We start from the raw sequence: 18146 nt of genomic DNA on the forward strand, positions 1-18146 counted from the left end.
ACAGTGGAGTTACTCCTGTCGCACCCGTGCGAGCAGTGCCAATCCGACCACGAAAAATCCCACCAGCACCGCCATCCCCGCCTTCTGGCTCGCCGTCACCGCCGTGACGACGCCGATCAGCAGCGGGCCGATGAAGGATGTCACTTTCCCGGTCAGCGCAAACAGCCCGAAGAACTGCGCGATGCGTTCTTGCGGTGCAAGGCGGATCAGCAGCGTGCGCGAGGCCGCCTGCAGCGGGCCGCCGGCGATACCGATCAGACAGCCGAGCGCGAGATAAGCCTTCTCCGCAGGCGCTGCGAACAGCCCGCCGCCCGGCGTGGGCGGCGTGACTTTCATGAACAGGATCGTTTCGCGATCGATCAGCAGGATCGAGATGATCGACAGCAACAGCAGCAACATGCTGCCAGCGATCACCCGCTTTGGCCCCAGCGCATCGTCGAGCTTGCCGCCGATGAACGCGCCGAAGGTGCCGGCAACGGCGAGGATGATTCCGAAGGTGCCGATCTGAATCGTATTCCAGCCGAAGGTGCCGGCCGCATAGATGCCGCCAAAGGCAAACAGCGAGACGAGGCCGTCGGTATAGATCATGTTGGCGAGAAGGAACGCCATCATGGATTTGTGCTTCGGCAATTCGCGCAACGTGTGACCAAGGTCGGTCAGTCCCGCGCGCACGGCATTGCCTGCCGAGACCTTGGCAGGAAAATCCGGCGTGAATAAAAACATCGGCAGCACGAATGCGACGAACCAGATGCCAGATAACGGGCCCGAAATCCGATCACCTTCGAAAGTCGCGGGATCGAGACCGAGGATCGGCGTCAGCCCGAACAGCGTCTTGCCGCTCGATGGATCTGCCGCCATGAAACCGAGCACGACGATCAGGCTGAGAATACCGCCGACATAGCCAAGCGCCCAGCCGGAGCCCGAGAGCCGCCCGATCTTGTCCGGCGGCACCAGGGTCGGCATCATCGCATTGTTGAAGACGGTAGCAAACTCGACGCCGATGGTCGCGAAGCCATAGGCAATCAATAGCGGCAGAATTAGCCGGGGATCGCCGGGTTTCCCGATCCACATCAGGCAGGCGCCGATCACGAAGATGGCGCCGAAGCCCGCGATCCATGGCTTGCGGCGCCCGCTCGCATCGGCGATGGCGCCGAGCACCGGAGACATCAGCGCAATGATCAGGCCGGCGCATGCGGTGGCAAAGCCCCACAGCGATTGTCCCGTCGCGGGATCGGTCGCAACCCGCGTCGCGAAATAAGGCGCGAACACGAACGTGGTGATCAGGCTGAAATAGGGCTGTGCCGCCCAATCGAAGAACATCCAGCTGACCACGGCACGGCGTGGCGGATAGGTCGTCGGAATTGCCGCGACGTGAGAGGGTGCGGCGGCCACCGCCATGGACGTTTCTCCTCGACGAACCGCGTGTTGTGGATGGCGATTCTCAATCCATATAGCATGCGTGGCGGTTAAACGATCGTGTCCGCCGCTCAGCCGGAGCAATCGATGAGTCGTTTTACTTTCCTGCGTTGTGCATGCGTCGCAGCACTCGCAGTAATATTGATCTCGGCCGAGCCGACAAACGCGCAGCAATCGCGCGACAACTATACTCCCGCACCGTCAGATACACTCAGACCGGTTGCCGCGAAGCACGGCATGGTGGTCGCGCAAGAGCGGCTGTCCGCACAGGTCGGCGCCGATGTGCTGGCCCGTGGCGGCAATGCCGTGGATGCGGCTGTGGCCACCGGCTTCGCCATGGCCGTGACCTATCCCCGCGCCGGCAATATCGGGGGCGGCGGGTTCATGGTGATTCACACTGCCCAGGGACAGAGTATCGCTATCGACTATCGCGAAACGGCGCCGGGCAGGGCCACACGGGACATGTTTCTCGGTAACGATGGCAAACCTGACATCGCGAAATCGCGCGACAGCGCACTCGGCATCGGCGTGCCCGGCACGGTAGCCGGACTCGCACTGGCACTGGAAAAGTACGGCTCAGGGCGATTCACGCTGGCCAATCTGTTGCAGCCGGCCATCGCGCTGGCGCGTGACGGCTTCATATTGACGGATGACGGTGCCGACACGCTGCCCGACTGGCATCGTCGCCTCGCACGCTGGCCGTCGAGCAAACCGATCTTTTCTCGCGCCGATGGCACTTCGTTGCGCGACGGCGACAAACTCATCCAAACCGATCTCGCCGATACGCTGACGGTCATCGCGCAGCAGGGGCCGCGTGGTTTTTATGAGGGGCCTATTGCCGAAAAGTTGGTCGATGGCATCAACAAGGCTGGCGGCATCTTCACGCTCGACGATCTCAAGACCTATCAACCGCTGCTCCGTGAGCCCGTGCGCGGCAGCTATCGCGGCTACGACATCGTCTCGATGCCGCTGCCATCATCCGGCGGCACGGTGCTGCTGGAAACGTTGAATATTCTCGAAGGTTTTCCGATGAACGAAATGCAGCAGGGCACAGCGCCGTCGCTGCATCTGCTGATCGAAGCGATGAAGCGCGCCTATGCCGACCGTGCGCGATATCTCGGCGACCCCGCTTTTGTGAATGCGCCGATCACGACGCTGACTTCGAAGGACTACGCAGCCAAACAGCGCAGCACCATCGATCCCATGCGCGCAACCTCATGGAGCGATGCGCTGACACCGAAGCCACCGCGCGAAGGCCAGAACACGACTCATTATTCCGTGGTCGATAGCGCCGGTAATGCCGTGAGCAACACCACCACACTCAACTTCAGTTACGGCTTAGGCCTCGTCCCCGAGGGCACCGGCGTGCTGCTCAACAACGAACTCGATGACTTCACGGCTTCGCCGGGTGCGTCCAATGCCTATGGCCTCGTCGGCTATGAAGCCAATCTGCCAGGGCCCGGCAAGCGCCCGTTGTCCTCGATGACACCAACCATTGTACTGAAGGACGGCAAGCCGGTGTTGGTGACCGGATCGCCCGGCGGCAGCCGTATCATCTCGACGACCCTGCAGGTCATCGTGAACGTGATCGACTACAAGATGGACGTCATGTCCGCGGTAGCTGCGCCGCGGCTGCACCACCAATGGCTGCCGGACGAAGTGCGTATCGAAAACGGTTTTGCGGAGCCGGTGCTCGACGCGTTGCGCGCGATGGATCACCGCATCGTGAAGCCGATGGGCCAGACATCCGCGAACTCCATTGCGGTCGGCCCTGACGGATTGCTTGGCGCGCCGGACCCACGCACGCGTGGCGCCGCAGCCGTCGGCAACTAAAGGGCGATACAGCGCTCGCGGCCGCATGGCAGACGGGCGAACATAGGTAGCTCCGCGCATTGCCAAAATGTCGCACCCCCGGCAACTTGCCGGGCATCGGACGGCGCCGGACCGCGCCGCCAGCGGCCCCGCAAAAGGGGCGTGACAGGGAGGATTCCGTGACTTCGAATTTCGCGAAAGCCGTTGCAGCAAGTCTGCTGCTGATGTGTTCGACCGCCGCGGTGCGCGCCGAGGATAGCGCGCTGCGGGTCGGCATCATCACCGACATGAGCGGGCAATATGCTGACGGCAACGGCAAGGGATCGGTGATCGCGGCGCAGATGGCGGCCGAGGAGATCGGCGGCAGCGTCAATGGCCGCAAGATCGAGATCGTTTCGGGCGATCACCAGAACAAGCCGGATGTCGCCACTGCCATCGTGCGTGACTGGATCGACAACAAGAATATCGATGTGGTGGCCGAAGGCGTGAATTCCGCCGTGGCGCTGGCGGTGCAGAACCTGACCCGCGAGCGTAAGAAGATCTTTCTGATCTCCGGCGCCGGCTCATCGGACATTACGGGCAAGCAGTGCTCGCCGACATCGGTGCAGTGGACTTACGACACCTATGCAGCGTCGAACGGCACCGCCAAGGCGATCGTCAAGCGCGGCGGCGATTCGTGGTTCTTCCTGACGGCAGACTATGCGTTCGGACAGGCACTGGAGCGCGATGCATCGAAGGCCGTCACCGCCAGCGGCGGCAAAGTCGTCGGCTCGGTCCGGCATCCGTTCTCGACGGCGGACTTCTCGTCCTTCCTGCTACAGGCGCAATCGTCCGGCGCGAAGGTGCTTGGCCTCGCCAATGCGGGTGCTGACTTCTCCACTGCCGTTGCACAGGCTGCCGAGTTCAACATCCAGAGCAGCATGCAGGTCGTCGCATTGCAAGTGACGCTCACCGACGTGCACGCCATGGGCCTCGCCAATGCCCATGACCTGATGTTCACCGATTCGTTCTACTGGGATCGCACGCCTGAGACCCGCGCCTTCGCACAGGAATTCTTCAAGCGCCATGGCGCGATGCCGACCGCCTATCAGGCTGGCGTGAACTCATCGCTGCGCCACTATTTCAAGGCTGTGGCCGCGACCAAGTCCACGGACACCGAGACGGTGATGGCCTGGATGCGCGCCAATCCCGTCAACGATTTCTTCGCGCAGGGTGGCAGGGTCCGCGATGACGGCCGCATGGTGCACGACATGTATCTGATGCGCATCAAGAAGCCCACGGAATCGAAGCAGCCGTGGGATCTGTATGAGACGGTGGCGACGATTCCCGGCGATGACGCCTTCCGCCCGATGGCAGAAGGTGGCTGTCCCTATCTGACGCATTAGTCTTTGCATCATATTGCAGGTGGCTCTCCCATCTGTCGCCACCCGCGAAAGCGGGTGGCCCATTAAATACCAGCTTTCGCGATGAACCGTCGACGACAGTGTTGACTGGATCGCCCGGTCGAGGCGGGCGGTGACATCACGTGTTGTCGCGTTACTTCCCCACCTCATATGGCCCGCCGGCTTCCAGCGCACGCTGATAGGCGGGCCTTTCATGAATCTTCGCAAGCCACGCCATCGCTTTCGGATGACCGTTTTCGAGGCCGCCGCGCGCTGCGGCGGCTTCCAGTGCGAAACTCATCTGAATATCGGCCGCGGTAAAGTCGTTGCCCGCAAACCATTCGCTCTTTCCGAGTTCGCTTTCCCAGAACGCCATGTGTTGTCTAAGCTGCGGTGTCACCAGCGTCGCCAGCGCCTTCGTCGAAACCGCATTCACGATCGGCCGGACCAGGAACGGGGCGCGCTTCGGCAGCAGGCCGAAGATCAGCTTGAGCAACAACGGTGTCATCGCCGAACCCTCGGCGTAATGCAGCCAGTATGTGTAGCGCAATCTCTCGGGCGTATTGTCCTCCGGGATCAGCCGGCCGTTGCCATAGGTCTTCACGATATATTCGACGATGGCGCCGGACTCGGCGACCGTATTGGCATCGTCGGTGATGACGGGCGACTTGCCGAGCGGATGGATGGCCCGCAGCTCTTTCGGCGCCAGCATGTTCGGCTGCCGCTGATAACGCACGATCTCGTAGGGCACGCCCAGCTCCTCGAGCAGCCAGAGCACGCGCTGCGAGCGGGAATTGTTGAGGTGATGGACGACGAGCATGCAGTTCTTCCTGACGAGCAGCGCAATTATCGTCCGGGTAATATTGACAAGAATATTGCCCGGATATAATTAGCGCACAACTTGGACACCGAGACGGACGAATTCCCATGACGGATACAACGATGGTAGCACCCTATACCGCCTTTGCCGGCCCCAAACTGCTGGCATCCGGACCGTTGACCGAGGTGGCGGTCGCCGTGAAGATCGCAACCGGGGTCATGACCGGTCCCATTATTATTTTCGATAATGCGACCGGCCGCTCCATCGATCTCGACCTGCGCGGCAGCCATCGCGAGATCGTCGCCCGGCTTTCCCCGCCGGCCGCGGCGGAGCCGGCTTCGCCGGCAGAACCCCGCGGCCGCGGCCGGCCGAAGCTCGGCGTTGTCGCCCGCGAGGTGACGCTGCTGCCACGGCACTGGGACTGGCTCGCCGCCCAGCCCGGCGGCGCTTCGGTGGCTCTGCGAAAACTGGTGGAAGATGCCCGCCGCGCCAATGGCGACCGCGAACGTGCCCGCGCCGCCCGCGATGCGGCCTATTACTTCATGTCCACCATGGCTGGCGATCTGCCGGATTTCGAGGAAGCTTCACGCGCGCTGTTCGCCGCAGACCGCCGCAAGTTCGGCGAACTGATTGCCGGATGGCCCACCGATATCCGCGATCATGTGATCAGACTCGCTTTCGCCGATCGCACCTAGCGTCTCAATGCGGCGCGCGACAAGCGCGCCGCCGCATACTCCCATTCAGGACTTCTTCGATGCCCGCGGAAAAACCTCTGTGGCAGGCCTTTCTCATCTTCGTCGGCCCGATGATGGTGAGCAACATCCTGCAATCGCTGTTCGGCACCATCAATAATATCTATCTTGGCCAGCTGATCGGCGTGAACGCGCTGGCCGCGGCATCGGCCGCATTCCCGCTGATGTTCTTTTTCATCGCCTTCGTGATCGGTCTCGGCGCCGGCGCGGGCATCCTGATCGGTCAAGCCTGGGGGGCGGGGCAGCGTGACAAGGTGAAGGAGATCGCCGCCGCGGCGTTGCTTGCGACACTGGTGATCGGCCTCATCGTCTCGGTGTTCGGCGGCCTGTTTGCCCGTCCGCTGATGATCGCGCTGGCCACCCCGGCCAACATTCTCGACCAGGCCACGGACTATGCACGCATCATGATGCTGAGCATGCCGCTGACCTTCGTTTTCCTACTCTCGACATCGCTGCTGCGCGGCGTCGGCGATACGGTGACGCCGCTGCTCGGCCTCGCCATCTCAACCATGCTCGGCCTGATCCTCACGCCGGCATTGATCCTTGGCTGGACCGGGCTGCCGCCGCTGGGCGTCGTCAGCGCGGCGATCGCCTCGGCCCTCTCCACCGCCGTCGGCATGACGTGGTTCGTAATTCACCTGATCCGCCGCAACCATCCGCTGGCGCCGGACGCCGCCATGCTGCGGCACCTGCACGTGGATCTGTCGCTGCTCGGTCGCATCCTGCGGCTCGGCATTCCCACCGCGATCCAGATCGTCACCATGTCGCTGGCTGAACTGGCGTTGCTCGGCATCGTCAACGGCTTCGGCTCTGACGCCACCGCGGCTTACGGCGCCGTCAACCAGGTGATCGGCTACGCCCAGTTCCCGGCCATATCGATTGCGATATCGGCTTCGGTATTCGGCGCGCAGGCGATCGGACGCGGCGATGTCGCGCGGCTCGGCGCCATCGTGCGCACCGCGTTGTTGCTGAACTTCGTGCTGACCGGCGGGCTGGTGGCGCTGATCTATCTGTTCTCGCGCACAGTGATGGGATTCTTCATCACCGACACTGCCGTTCTCGACCTGTCGCAGCATCTCCTGCATATCGTGCTGTGGAGCAGCATCGTGTTCGGCATGGCCGGCATCTTCTCCGGCACCATGCGCGCATCGGGCACCGTCTTCGTGCCGACGCTGCTGTCGGTGCTGGCGATTGCGCTGATCGAGGTGCCGAGCGCCATCGTGCTGAGCCGGCATTTCGGCGTCACCGGTGTCTGGTACGCGTGGCCGATCACCTTCTGCGCCATGCTCCTGCTGCAGGCCAGCTATTACCGCTTCGTCTGGCGCAAGAAAACCATCACCCGCCTGATCTGATTGCACTTGCCTGATATCACGATATGATGACCATCATGAAAAGAGTGGACGCGCCCGCCGTGCCGCGTCACACTCGCTTGCAACGATGATCGGAAAGATCATGACATCCGGGAGGGCCAATTGGCGCAAACAGTTCAGTTCCTGTTCGACTTCGGAAGTCCCAACGCATTCCTGAGTCACGAGGCGATTCCCGCCATCGAGGCCCGGACCGGTGCAACATTCGAATATGTGCCCGTGCTGCTCGGCGGTATCTTCAAGGCCACCAATAATCGCTCTCCCGCCGAGACCTATGCCGGCGTAAAAAACAAGCGCGAATTCCATCAGCTCGAGACCGAACGATTCGTCAGGCGCTTCAAGGTGCAGCCCTATGCGTGGAATCCGCATTTCCCCGTCAATACGCTGAACCTGATGCGCACGGCGATCGCCGCACAGCTCGAGGGCGTGTTCGAACGATATGTCGAGGCAGCTTTCCATCACATGTGGGTGGAGCCGAAGAAGATGGACGATCTCGACATCGCCGCAGCGGCGCTCGATGCGTCCGGTCTCGACGGCGCAAAACTGCTGGCGCGCGGGCAGGAGGCGGACGTGAAAGCGAAATTGATCGCCAATACGCAGGACGCCGTGGAACGCGGCGCATTCGGTTCGCCAACTTTTTTCGTCGGCAAGGAAATGTTCTTCGGCAAGGAACAGCTGCGTGAAGTCGAGGAGATGATCGTCACATGACAAAACGCAACGCGAGCGTCGCCGTGATCGGCGCGGGCGATTTCATCGGTGCCGAGATCGCAAAGAAATTTGCCGCCGAGGGCTTCACCGTATTCGCCGGCCGACGCAATGGCGATAAACTGGCGCCGCTGGTGGCTGATATCGAGGCCAAAGGCGGCAGCATTCATGCGCGCTCGCTCGATGCGCGCAAGGAGGAGGAAATCACCGCCTTCCTGAACGACGCCGATGCCCATGCGCCGCTCGAGGTCTGCATTTTCAATGTCGGCGCCAATGTGAATTTCCCCATTCTCGACACCACCGAACGGGTGTTCCGCAAGGTGTGGGAGATGGCCTGCTATTCCGGCTTTCTGGCCGGCCGCGAAGCGGCACGGCTGATGCTGCCGCGCGGGCAGGGCAACATTTTTTTCACCGGCGCTACCGCCAGCCTCCGTGGCGGCTCCGGCTTTGCCGCTTTCGCTTCGGCGAAGTTCGGCTTGCGTGCGGTAGCCCAGGCCATGGCCCGCGAACTCGGCCCAAGAAATATCCATGTGGCGCATCTTATTATCGACAGCGGCGTCGACACCGAATGGGTGCGCCAGCGCCGGCTCGAATCGCTGGGACCGAATGCGCTGGACAATCCCGATCTGCTGATGCCGCCGGTCTCCGTGGCGGAGTCCTACTGGCAGCTCTACAGCCAGCCGCGCAGCGCCTGGACATTCGAGATGGAAATCCGGCCGTTCGGCGAAAAGTGGTAGACGCAGAGCTGCCCGTCTCTCCAAACGTCATGCCCGGGCTTGACCCGGGCATCCAGCTTTTGATGATGCAGGCGGAGATGGCTGGCCGGGACACTCCGGGCCGTAACAAAGAACATTAAGGACTCATCCCATGCGTATTCTCGTCGTCGGTGCCGGTGCCATCGGCGGGTACTTCGGTGGCAGGCTGTTGCAGGCCGGAAACGACATCACTTTCCTGGTTCGCCCCAAGCGCGCGAGCGAACTTGCCAACACAGGCCTTGTCATCAAGAGCCCGCATGGCGATGTGACACTGAAGAATCCTCCGACGGTGCAGGCCGACAAACTGAACGACACGTTCGATGTCGTGCTGCTGAGCTGCAAGGCCTTCGATCTCGACGACGCCATCAAATCGTTCGCGCCTGCCGTTGGTCCGAAAACTGCAATCATTCCGCTGCTCAACGGCATGAGGCATCTCGACGTGCTTGAGCAGACTTTCGGCGCCGGCGCCGTAATGGGCGGACAATGCCAAATCGCTGCAACGCTGAATGCCCAGCGCGAGGTGGTGCAGATGGCGCCGATGCAGGTGCTCTCTTTCGGTGAGCGAAAGGGCGGCAGTTCGGAGCGCACCGCCGAGATCGATGCGGTCATGAAATCCGGCAATTTCGGCGGCGCCGCCTCCGAGACCATCATGCAGGACATGTGGGAGAAGTGGGTATTCCTGGCGACGGCTGCCGGCGCGACCTCGTCCATGCGCGGCGCCATTGGCTACATCATAGCCGCGCCGGGCGGCCGCGATTTCGTTCTTGGCGTGCGCGACGAAGCCTCCGCCGTGGCAGCCGCCAATGGCTACGCGCCGCGCAAACCATTTATCGAGCGCACCGAAGTGATGCTCACGGACAAGGCTTCGCGAATGACCGCCTCGATGTATCGCGACATCCTTGCAGGTTCGGCAATCGAAGCCGACCAGATCATCGGCGATCTGGTGGCCCGCGCCGACGCAGCCAAGGTCGCCGTGCCGCGGCTACGGATGATCTACACGCATTTGAAGGCGTATGAAAATCAGAGGGTGTAAACTTCGCCCCTCATGGTGAGGAGGCGCGTAGCGCCGTCTCGAACCATGAATGGCCTGGCTCGGAGCCTTTTCGGCCATCCTTCGAGACGCCGCTGCGCGGCTCCTCAGGATGAGGGACGGAGAATCGAGATCCTGAGCTGAACGGGCATTGTTCCGAGCAAAAGCATTCGAAAACCACCTCGACCGCTTTATGAGTCAGGCTCTCAGGATGAGGACCGCGTCGACATGAAGTCCCTCACAAATGCGCGAGATAATGCGCCAGCGCCTCGATCTCCTCCTCGCTAAGCGAATAGGCGACCTCCGCCATCGCGGCCATGCCACCGCCGGCTCGCGCGCCGGATTTATAATCGCGCAACGCCTTCAACAGATAGTCCTCGCGCTGGCCGGCAATGCGCGACACCGCCTTGGTGCCGGCATAACTATCCAGATGACATGATGCACAGCGGCGACCGGCCGCAGCTTGCTTGCCCTTCGCCGACAGATCGGAATCGTCATCGGCCTTTTTCTCCGGTGGCTGCAGCGATGCGTAGTAAGCGCCGAGATTGCGGATGTCATTGTTGTCGAGTTGCTCGACGATCGGCTGCATCTGCTCATTCTTGCGCGTGCCGGCGCGGAAAAAGATAAGCTGCCACTGGATGAACTGGTCCGGCTGTGCGGCGAGGGAGGGCGTGTTCTCCATCTGCGATATGCCGTTCTCGCCATGGCAGCCGGTACAGAGCTCGGCTTTCTCCTTGCCGGCCGCAATGTCGGCGGCAGAGGCTTGAAGAGAACCAAGGGCAAACAGGCAAAGAGAAGTGAGAATGGATCGGGATTGCATTTCCGCATTCCGGTTTGCTCGTGTCTACACTCGTCATCGCGAGGAGCGAAGCGACGAAGCAATCCAGTTCTTGTTTGATTGGATTGCTTCGTCCGAACGAATTGCTGCGCAATTCGTCAGGGCTCGCAATGACGTGGAGAGACCGGTGTGCCCGGTCTCTCGCCACACCACTCGTGTTACGTCACTTCGCGTAAGAGATCCGGTAAACCGCACCGGCCCAGTCATCCGCGATCAGCAGCGAGCCATCCTTCGCCAACACCACATCGGCGGGACGGCCGAGATAACCCTGATCGCCCTCGATCCAGCCGGAGGCAAAAATCTCCTGCTTGGCATTCTTGCCATCGGGGTCAGCGATCACACGCTTGATCCGCGCACCCTGATATTTGTGCCGGTTCCAGGAGCCGTGCTCGGCGATGAAGATGTTGTTCTTGTACTCGGCGGGAAACATGTCGCCGGTGTAGAACTTCATGCCGAGCGGCGCCACGTGAGCGCCGAGATTGAGCACCGGTGGTGTGAATTCCGAACACTGGTGTCCCATGGCGAATTTCGGATCCGGCATGTCGCCCTGGTGACAATGCGGATAGCCGAAGTGCTCGCCGAGCCTGGTGATCATGTTGAGCTTGTCGCTCGGCAGGTCGTCGCTGATCCAGTCGCGCGCATTCTCCGTGAACCAGTATTTGCCGGTGCGCGGATCGACGTCGCCTCCGACACTGTTACGCACGCCGAGCGCCACGATCTCGGCATTGCCGGTCTTCGGATCGACACGGCGGATCTGCGACAGCGACGTCGGCGGGATGCCGATATTGAAGGGCGGCCCGAAAGGCACATAGAACCAGCCGTCCTTGTCGGGTGCGAGATATTTCCAGCCATGCGCGGCATAGGAGGGCATGTCGTCATAGACGACGGTCCCCTTGCCGAGATTGTCGAGATTGGCTTCCGCATTGTCGTAGCGGATCAGCTTGTCGATATCGATCACATAGAGCGCGCCGTTCTGGAATGCGATGCCGGTCGGCATCTTCATGCCCTTGAGGACCGTCTTGACTTCTTTCTTCCCGCCCTTGTCGGTGATCGCGTAGACATTGCCGATGCCGAACGACCCCACGAACAGCGTGCCGTTATCGCCCCATGCCATCTGCCGCGCGGCCAGCACGCCGGAGGCATAGACCTCGATCTTGAAGCCCGCCGGCAACTTGATCTTCGTCATCATGTCGGCGAGTTCTTTGTCCGAAGCACCGGTCGGTGGGCCAGACGGCGGCGCCAGGCCTTTCTGCGCCTCGGTCTCGTCGCCGAGGAACCAGTCATCGGGCGGATTGGTCCAAAAATCCTTGGTATCAGATTTGTAGCTCTTGAGCTTCTGCTGCGCGCTGACCTGGGCGATCCCAACAGTGGCGAGGATCACAGCGCATGCAAGAACGGATCGTGCAACAACGGATCGATTCAGTATCGACTTCATCGCGTTCACTCCCTGTGCAGCGAGTTGAGGCTGCTATGTTTTATGATCGTTCGAGACGAACTTTATTGGTCTGCTAATTGAAGTAGACGAGGGGATGCTAGCACAAATGTCGCAGGTGGAAAGTGCAACTATGCAGCAACACGCGTCTGACGCGCGCGCGTTTTGTTAGTTGCGATGCGAATGCGAGGTGCGATGCACGAGCCCTCATGGTGAGGAGGCCTAGCGGCGCAATTGCGCCGCTGACAGCGCCGTCTCGAACCATGAGATGGCTTGGCTCCGAGTGCATACCCATGCTCCGAGACGCGCGCTTTGCGCGCTCCTCAGGATGACGGCGGAGTCGAAAAGGAGACCCTACAGGCTGCCCTTGCTCAAATAGCGCCATGCAATCGCCAGCACCACGAGTCCGATGAAGATCAGCGCCACCGGCAGCTTCTTCTTTTCACGCGGCGGCGGCGTGTTGGGCTTGATGCGGCGGAAAGGCGTAACGTTGTCGCGATGGTTCTGATTGTTGTCGGACATGAGCTTCGATTTCGGAGAAGGCGCGATTACCGGCGCGGTGCCGGTGCCGCCCATGCGGGCGTAGTAATGGCGATAGACGGTCTGGATGGTCGCCTCTGCCGCTGCGGATTCGGACTGTCTGCCACGGGCAGCCATCGCAAGATAGCCGGCGAAGAAGGTCTGGGCTTCCTGGGGCAGGGCATCGACGCTGTTGAGTTTCGACATCATCAGCCAGGTCGCAAAATCGGCCCGCGCCTCGTCATTGGCACGCCTGGCGATCTCCAGATTGGAATCCGTAGTCGACGGCATTTTCGTCTCACACCCGTATACGGCAGATTGTCTGCGCAACCTCGCCTGAATTCAAGCAAGATGGATCAACGCGCGACAATACGGCCGCATGGCGGCATCTTTCAGAGAAAGAAGACGAACGAGAGGATTCCGGAGCGGAAATTCTGGAGCGGGCGAAGGGGCTCGAACCCTCGACCCCGACCTTGGCAAGGTCGTGCTCTACCACTGAGCTACACCCGCATCCGAGAAGCGGCAGCGCGTGCGCCGCCGACGCGCGGACATATGCCAAAAGCCGGCGGCGATTGCAACAGAAAGACGAAGGATTGCACCAAGTTCCGTTAATGGACTTTTCCGCCGGTTTTGACCCGTCAAACCTTCAAATCGCTGCAAGAATCGCCTGATAACGACCGACCGCGGCGTCCCGCGGCAATGCGGCCGTTTCGGCCCGATTGCAAATTACTGCCACGGACGCCATTTAATGCGCTTCGGGCGTGCTAGAAGCGCGCAGAAATTCCCGGCCACAGGTGAGGTTGACGTGACCATCATGGAACAGGGCGGCGCCAAGCCGCCGCAGGCAGAATCGTCGCCGCAGGCGGGGGGCGCCCTCATCAAGGACACCACCACCCGCACCTTCATGCAGGATGTGATCGAGGAATCGAAGCGTCAGCCGGTACTGATCGACTTCTGGGCGCCCTGGTGCGGCCCATGCCGGCAGCTGACGCCGATCATCGAGAAGGCCGTTACCGCCGCCAAGGGGCGGGTCAAACTGGTGAAGATGAATATCGACGAGAATCCAGAGATCCCCGGTCAGATGGGTATCCAGTCGATTCCGGCCGTGATCGCCTTTGTCGATGGCCGCCCGGCCGATGGCTTCATGGGCGCCGTGCCCGAGAGCCAGGTCAACGCCTTCATCGACAAACTCACCGCCGGTCGTCCCGGCGCCGAGCCGACCACCGCCGAACTGCTGGAGGAGGCCGCCGGGCTGCTCGCCGAAGGCGATCCGGCCACCGCGGCTACGATCTATGGCGAAATCATCGCCGGCGACGCCGGCAATATTGCCGCCATCGCCGGACTGGCGGATTGTTATGTCGCCACCGATGCCATCGAGCAGGCCAAGCAGACATTGGAGCTGGTTCCTGCTGCGAAGCGCGAAGATGCGGCGGTGAAGGCCGTGCAGGCCAAGATCGATTTGGTTGAACAGGCCAGCGCCCTCGGCCCGGTCACCGAGCTGGAAGCCAGGGTTGCCGCCGACCCGCTCGATCATCAGGCCCGTTTCGATCTGGCAGTGGCGCTGAACGGCGCCGGCCAGCGCGAGCCGGCGACCAGTCATCTGCTCGAAATCGTCAAGCGCGACCGGAAGTGGAACGACGACGGCGCCCGCAAACAGCTGCTGCAATTCTTCGAGGCCTGGGGCCCGACGGACGAGGCAACGGTTGACGGCCGCCGGCGGTTGTCGACTATCCTGTTCGCGTAACCGCCTCTATCGGCGAAGCGAGGCCGGACATGCCCATCAATGCCGACTATCGCGGCCCGGCCGAACTGCCGGAAGTGATCCCGGTCTTCCCGCTGCCCGGCGCGCTATTGCTGCCCCGCGGCCAGATGCCGCTCAATATTTTCGAGCAACGCTATCTCGCCATGGTGGACGACGCCTTCCGCGACGGCCACCGGCTGATCGGCATGATCCAGCCGGCTGCCGCCCACCCGCCCGAAGAGGCCAAGCCCGCGCTGTTCCGCGTCGGCTGCGTCGGCCGCATCACCCAGCTCGCGGAATCCGGCGACGGCCGCTATATCCTCGAACTCACCGGCGTGTCGCGCTTCGAAGTGATCGAGGAATTGTCAGTCTTGACACCGTATCGCCAGTGCAAGGTGGACTACTTCCCCTATGTCGACGATTTCACGGCCCGCAAGGGCGAGGAAAATGTCGACCGCGACACGCTGCTGGCGACGCTGAACGATTTCCTGAAAGTGAACAATCTCAAGGTCGACTGGGAAGGCATCCACAAGGCGCCGAACGAGGCGCTGGTGAATGCGCTGGCGATGATGTCGCCTTACGGCCCGCCGGAGAAACAGGCGATGCTCGAAGCGCCGGACCTGAAGACCCGCGCCGAGATCCTGATCGCCATCACCGAGATGGATCTCGCCAAGAAACGCACCACCGGCGATCCGCCGCTGCAATGATCCGGAGTTTCCGATGAACGCCCCGACTGAACGCCAGGACGGTACCGACCCCAAACTGCTGGAAATTCTGGTGTGCCCGGTAACCAAGGGACAGCTCGAATTCGACGTTGACCGTCAGGAGCTGATTTCGCGCCAGGCCAAGCTGGCCTATCCGATCCGCGACGGCATTCCGATCATGCTGCCGGAAGAGGCGCGGAAGATCGATTGAAACTCCATCCCTCATGGTGAGGAGGCGCGAAGCGCCGTCTCGAACCATGGGTTGGCTTGCCTCGAGTTCGGGGCCATCCTTCGAGACGCATGCCTGCAGCATTCTCCTCAGAGTCTGACTCATAAAGCGGTCTGGGGCGCTTTTCGACTGCTTTTGCTCGGGACAAAGCCGCGTTCAACTCAGTATCACGCTTCTCCGCCCCTCATCCTGAGGAGCCGCGTAGCGGCGTCTCGAAGGATGGCCGCACACTCCGAGCCAGGCGAGCTCATGGTTCGAGACGGCGCTGCGCGCCTCCTCACCATGAGGGACAGAGTCTGTTGGCTCCGTCTGGGCGACCAGCAGCGCCAAACTATTGACTGCATTTCCAGTCAGACACTCAGGATGAAAGGTGGAGAGCTAAATCGCCTCGCCCTTCAGCAGCCTTGGCACTTCTCCCGACAAACCCGCCGCCTGCTTGATGAAGGCCCCCTTCAGCGGCGGCAGGCGATCGACGATGCCGAGACCGATATCGCGAATGCTGCGCACGAAGGGCAGGTCGTTCGAGAACATGAAATTCAGCACATTGGTTGCGAGCCCCATGCTCATGGTGTCGAAGCGACGCCAGCGCTGATAGCGCTCCAGCACATCGGCCTGACCGAAATCCATCCCGAGCCGGGCGGCATCGACGATCGTTTCCGCCAGCGCGGCGACATCCTTCAGACCCATATTGAGCCCCTGTCCTGCGATGGGGTGGATCACATGGGCGGCGTCGCCGATCAGCGCAAGGCGTTCGCCGATGAAGGAGCGCGCGACGAAATAGCCGAGCGGGAAAGCGCGCGGTTTATCGAGCGCCTTCACCTCGCCGAGATGCAGGCCGAAACGGCGCTCCAGCTCCGTATGAAATTCGTCATCCGGCAGCGCGACGATGCGCTCCGCATCCCTGCGCTTCTCCGTCCATACCAACGACGAACGATTGCCCCTCAGCGGCAGGATCGCGAACGGACCCGCAGGCAAAAAGTGTTCTTCCGCGCGGCCTTCGTGATCACGCTCGTGGCCCACGGTCACGACGATGCCGGACTGGTCATAATCCCAGCCATGAGTCGCAATCCCTGCGCGCTCGCGCAGTTTCGATCGCGCACCATCGGCCGCCACCAGCAAGGCGGCCCCGATCACGCTGCCGTCGCCCAGCGTGACGCTGACGCCGTCCGGCCGCGTATCGAAGCTCGCGACGGCTGTCGCACGCAGATCGATGCCCGCCGCCTCGGTGTGCAGCACCAGCTCATCGATCAGCCGGCGATTTTCCACCATATGGGCGAACGGTTCGCCGGGCTCGACCTCGCCGGCAAAGGTCAGGAAGGTCGGCCGTGTGGCGTCATCGACCTTCGAATCCGTCACCACCATATCGAGGATCGGCTGTGACTCCGCGGCCACCGCGTCCCACACCCCGATCGCGCCGAACATCCGCCGGCAGGCCGCAACAATGGCCGAGGCGCGCGGATCGCGGCTCGGCCGCGTCGCCAGCGCGGGATCGGCGACCACCACCGGCACATCCGGTCCCAGCCCTTGGCGCAGCGCTAGCGCCAGCGCCAGACCCGCGAAGGCCCCGCCGCCGATGACAATGCCTTTTGGTGCCGCCATGATACCCGTTCCCGCTGTTGCCACGCGCTTATAGCTGGGCGAAACAGGAATGCGAAACAAGGCAGGAAAGCCGGAACATGGAGACCATGATCTGGATCGTCCGGCCTTGGTAAATCGACCGTCACGCAGCCGCCGCACGAAAGACGCCGCCATGTCCAGGAGCCTGATCGACCTGATCGACATTCTCGATCTCGAGACCCTCGAAGTGAACATGTTCCGCGGCCGCAGCCCGAAGACGCGCTGGCAGCGCGTGTTCGGCGGCCAGGTGATCGGCCAGGCGCTGGTGGCCTCGGTGCGCACTGTCGAAGGCCGTATGCCGCATTCGCTGCATTGCTATTTCATCCTGCCCGGCGATCCGCAGATCCCGATCATCTACGAGGTCGAGCGCCTGCGTGACGGCAAGAGCTATTCGACCCGCCGCGTCACCGCGATCCAGCACGGCCACGCCATCTTCTCCATGATGGTTTCGTTCCACGCCGAGGAAGAAGACAGCTTCCATCATTTCGATCCGATGCCGGACGTGCCGCCGCCCGACAAATTGTCTGCGGAAGAGCTGGCAAAGGACCCGATCATCGAAAAGATGCCGGATTACATCCGCCGCTATTACGAGAGCGATCGCCCGATCGAGCTGCGCCCGGTGGAATTCAAGCGCTATGCCGGCGAGAAGATTCCGGACGGCCGCATCAATTTCTGGATTCGCACCGCCGCCAAGCTGCCGGACGATCCGGCTTTGCATATGTGCGCGCTCGCTTATGCGTCGGATTTTTCGTTGCTCGATTCCATCATGTCTCGCTATGGCCGCACGCTGTTTGACGGTCAGGCCATGGCGGCGAGTCTCGACCATGCGATGTGGTTTCACCGTCCGTTCCGCGCCGACGAATGGCTGCTCTACAGCCAGGATTCGCCAAGCGCCCAGAACGGCCGCGGCCTTGCCCGCGGCATGATCTTCAAGCCCGACGGCACGCTGGTCGCATCCGTCGCGCAGGAAGGCTCGGTGCGGGAGCGCCGCGAAAAACCGAAGAGCTGAGACAGACGATCTCACGTC

At 62.0% G+C, this 18146-nt stretch carries 17 protein-coding genes and 1 tRNA gene; 11 read left to right on the forward strand and 7 right to left on the reverse strand.

Annotated features, from left to right (window positions below; all coding sequences use genetic code 11):
* Window positions 1-9: 9 nt before the first annotated feature.
* Entirely contained in the window at window positions 10-1398 is a 1389-nt protein-coding gene (locus E0H22_RS01115) for an MFS transporter (RefSeq protein ID WP_233023946.1), read from the reverse strand.
* A 105-nt stretch (window positions 1399-1503) separates the two neighbouring features.
* On the opposite strand from E0H22_RS01115, the gene ggt reads away from it, so the two are divergent.
* Complete coding sequence (gene ggt / locus E0H22_RS01120; RefSeq protein ID WP_233023947.1) at window positions 1504-3249, forward strand: gamma-glutamyltransferase; 1746 nt, start codon at window positions 1504-1506, stop codon at window positions 3247-3249.
* A gap of 203 nt (window positions 3250-3452) precedes the next feature.
* A complete protein-coding gene (locus E0H22_RS01125; protein WP_233026591.1) occupies window positions 3453-4613 on the forward strand; it encodes an ABC transporter substrate-binding protein in 1161 nt (386 codons plus the stop codon).
* 151 nt (window positions 4614-4764) lie between these two features.
* On the opposite strand, the gene E0H22_RS01130 is transcribed toward E0H22_RS01125, so the two are convergent.
* Complete coding sequence (locus E0H22_RS01130) at window positions 4765-5430, reverse strand: glutathione S-transferase family protein (protein ID WP_233023948.1); 666 nt, start codon at window positions 5428-5430, stop codon at window positions 4765-4767.
* 122 nt (window positions 5431-5552) lie between these two features.
* Here E0H22_RS01130 and E0H22_RS01135 point away from each other — a divergent pair, with 122 nt between their 5' ends.
* The 5 genes from E0H22_RS01135 to panE all read left to right on the forward strand — a co-directional run bounded on the left by E0H22_RS01135 (window position 5553) and on the right by panE (window position 10042).
* Complete coding sequence (locus tag E0H22_RS01135; RefSeq protein WP_233023949.1) at window positions 5553-6125, forward strand: DUF2239 family protein; 573 nt, start codon at window positions 5553-5555, stop codon at window positions 6123-6125.
* A gap of 59 nt (window positions 6126-6184) precedes the next feature.
* The gene (locus tag E0H22_RS01140; RefSeq protein ID WP_233023950.1) at window positions 6185-7534 is read left to right on the forward strand and encodes an MATE family efflux transporter; all 1350 of its coding nucleotides are present in this window, start codon (window positions 6185-6187) and stop codon (window positions 7532-7534) included.
* Between the two features lie 120 nt (window positions 7535-7654).
* Entirely contained in the window at window positions 7655-8257 is a 603-nt protein-coding gene (locus E0H22_RS01145; RefSeq protein WP_233023951.1) for a 2-hydroxychromene-2-carboxylate isomerase, read from the forward strand.
* Complete coding sequence (locus tag E0H22_RS01150) at window positions 8254-8991, forward strand: SDR family oxidoreductase (RefSeq protein ID WP_233023952.1); 738 nt, start codon at window positions 8254-8256, stop codon at window positions 8989-8991. Before E0H22_RS01145 ends, E0H22_RS01150 begins: the two co-directional genes overlap by 4 nt.
* A gap of 130 nt (window positions 8992-9121) precedes the next feature.
* Window positions 9122-10042: a 2-dehydropantoate 2-reductase gene (panE, locus tag E0H22_RS01155; RefSeq protein ID WP_233023953.1), complete on the forward strand. Its 921-nt coding sequence runs from the start codon at window positions 9122-9124 to the stop codon at window positions 10040-10042.
* 235 nt (window positions 10043-10277) lie between these two features.
* Here panE and E0H22_RS01160 read toward each other — a convergent pair whose 3' ends face one another.
* The 4 genes from E0H22_RS01160 to E0H22_RS01175 form a co-directional block, all read right to left on the reverse strand.
* On the reverse strand, window positions 10278-10859 hold the full coding sequence (locus E0H22_RS01160; RefSeq protein WP_233023954.1) for a c-type cytochrome: 582 nt from the start codon (window positions 10857-10859) through the stop codon (window positions 10278-10280).
* Window positions 10860-11040: 181 nt separating this feature from the next.
* Window positions 11041-12312: a PQQ-dependent sugar dehydrogenase gene (locus E0H22_RS01165; protein ID WP_233023955.1), complete on the reverse strand. Its 1272-nt coding sequence runs from the start codon at window positions 12310-12312 to the stop codon at window positions 11041-11043.
* Between the two features lie 351 nt (window positions 12313-12663).
* Window positions 12664-13119 carry a hypothetical protein gene (locus E0H22_RS01170; RefSeq protein WP_233023956.1) on the reverse strand — a complete coding sequence of 152 codons (456 nt, stop codon included), beginning with the start codon at window positions 13117-13119 and terminating at the stop codon, window positions 12664-12666.
* Window positions 13120-13263: 144 nt separating this feature from the next.
* Window positions 13264-13338: transfer RNA gene (locus E0H22_RS01175), tRNA-Gly, on the reverse strand.
* Window positions 13339-13633: 295 nt separating this feature from the next.
* Here E0H22_RS01175 and trxA point away from each other — a divergent pair.
* Genes trxA through E0H22_RS01190 form a run of 3 tightly spaced genes read left to right on the forward strand, consistent with a single transcriptional unit; the run spans window position 13634 to window position 15484 of the window.
* The gene (trxA, locus tag E0H22_RS01180; protein WP_430715198.1) at window positions 13634-14572 is read left to right on the forward strand and encodes a thioredoxin; all 939 of its coding nucleotides are present in this window, start codon (window positions 13634-13636) and stop codon (window positions 14570-14572) included.
* Window positions 14573-14601: 29 nt separating this feature from the next.
* Complete coding sequence (locus E0H22_RS01185; protein WP_233023957.1) at window positions 14602-15276, forward strand: LON peptidase substrate-binding domain-containing protein; 675 nt, start codon at window positions 14602-14604, stop codon at window positions 15274-15276.
* A gap of 13 nt (window positions 15277-15289) precedes the next feature.
* On the forward strand, window positions 15290-15484 hold the full coding sequence (locus E0H22_RS01190) for a Trm112 family protein (RefSeq protein ID WP_233023958.1): 195 nt from the start codon (window positions 15290-15292) through the stop codon (window positions 15482-15484).
* Window positions 15485-15880: 396 nt separating this feature from the next.
* On the opposite strand, the gene E0H22_RS01195 is transcribed toward E0H22_RS01190, so the two are convergent.
* A complete protein-coding gene (locus E0H22_RS01195; RefSeq protein WP_233023959.1) occupies window positions 15881-17101 on the reverse strand; it encodes a ubiquinone biosynthesis hydroxylase in 1221 nt (406 codons plus the stop codon).
* 151 nt (window positions 17102-17252) lie between these two features.
* Here E0H22_RS01195 and tesB point away from each other — a divergent pair, with 151 nt between their 5' ends.
* Entirely contained in the window at window positions 17253-18128 is an 876-nt protein-coding gene (gene tesB, locus E0H22_RS01200) for an acyl-CoA thioesterase II (protein ID WP_233023960.1), read from the forward strand.
* Window positions 18129-18146 lie beyond the last annotated feature (18 nt).

The organism is Rhodopseudomonas boonkerdii (genome assembly GCF_021184025.1).
GTDB classification, from domain to species: Bacteria; Pseudomonadota; Alphaproteobacteria; order Rhizobiales; family Xanthobacteraceae; genus Tardiphaga; species Tardiphaga boonkerdii.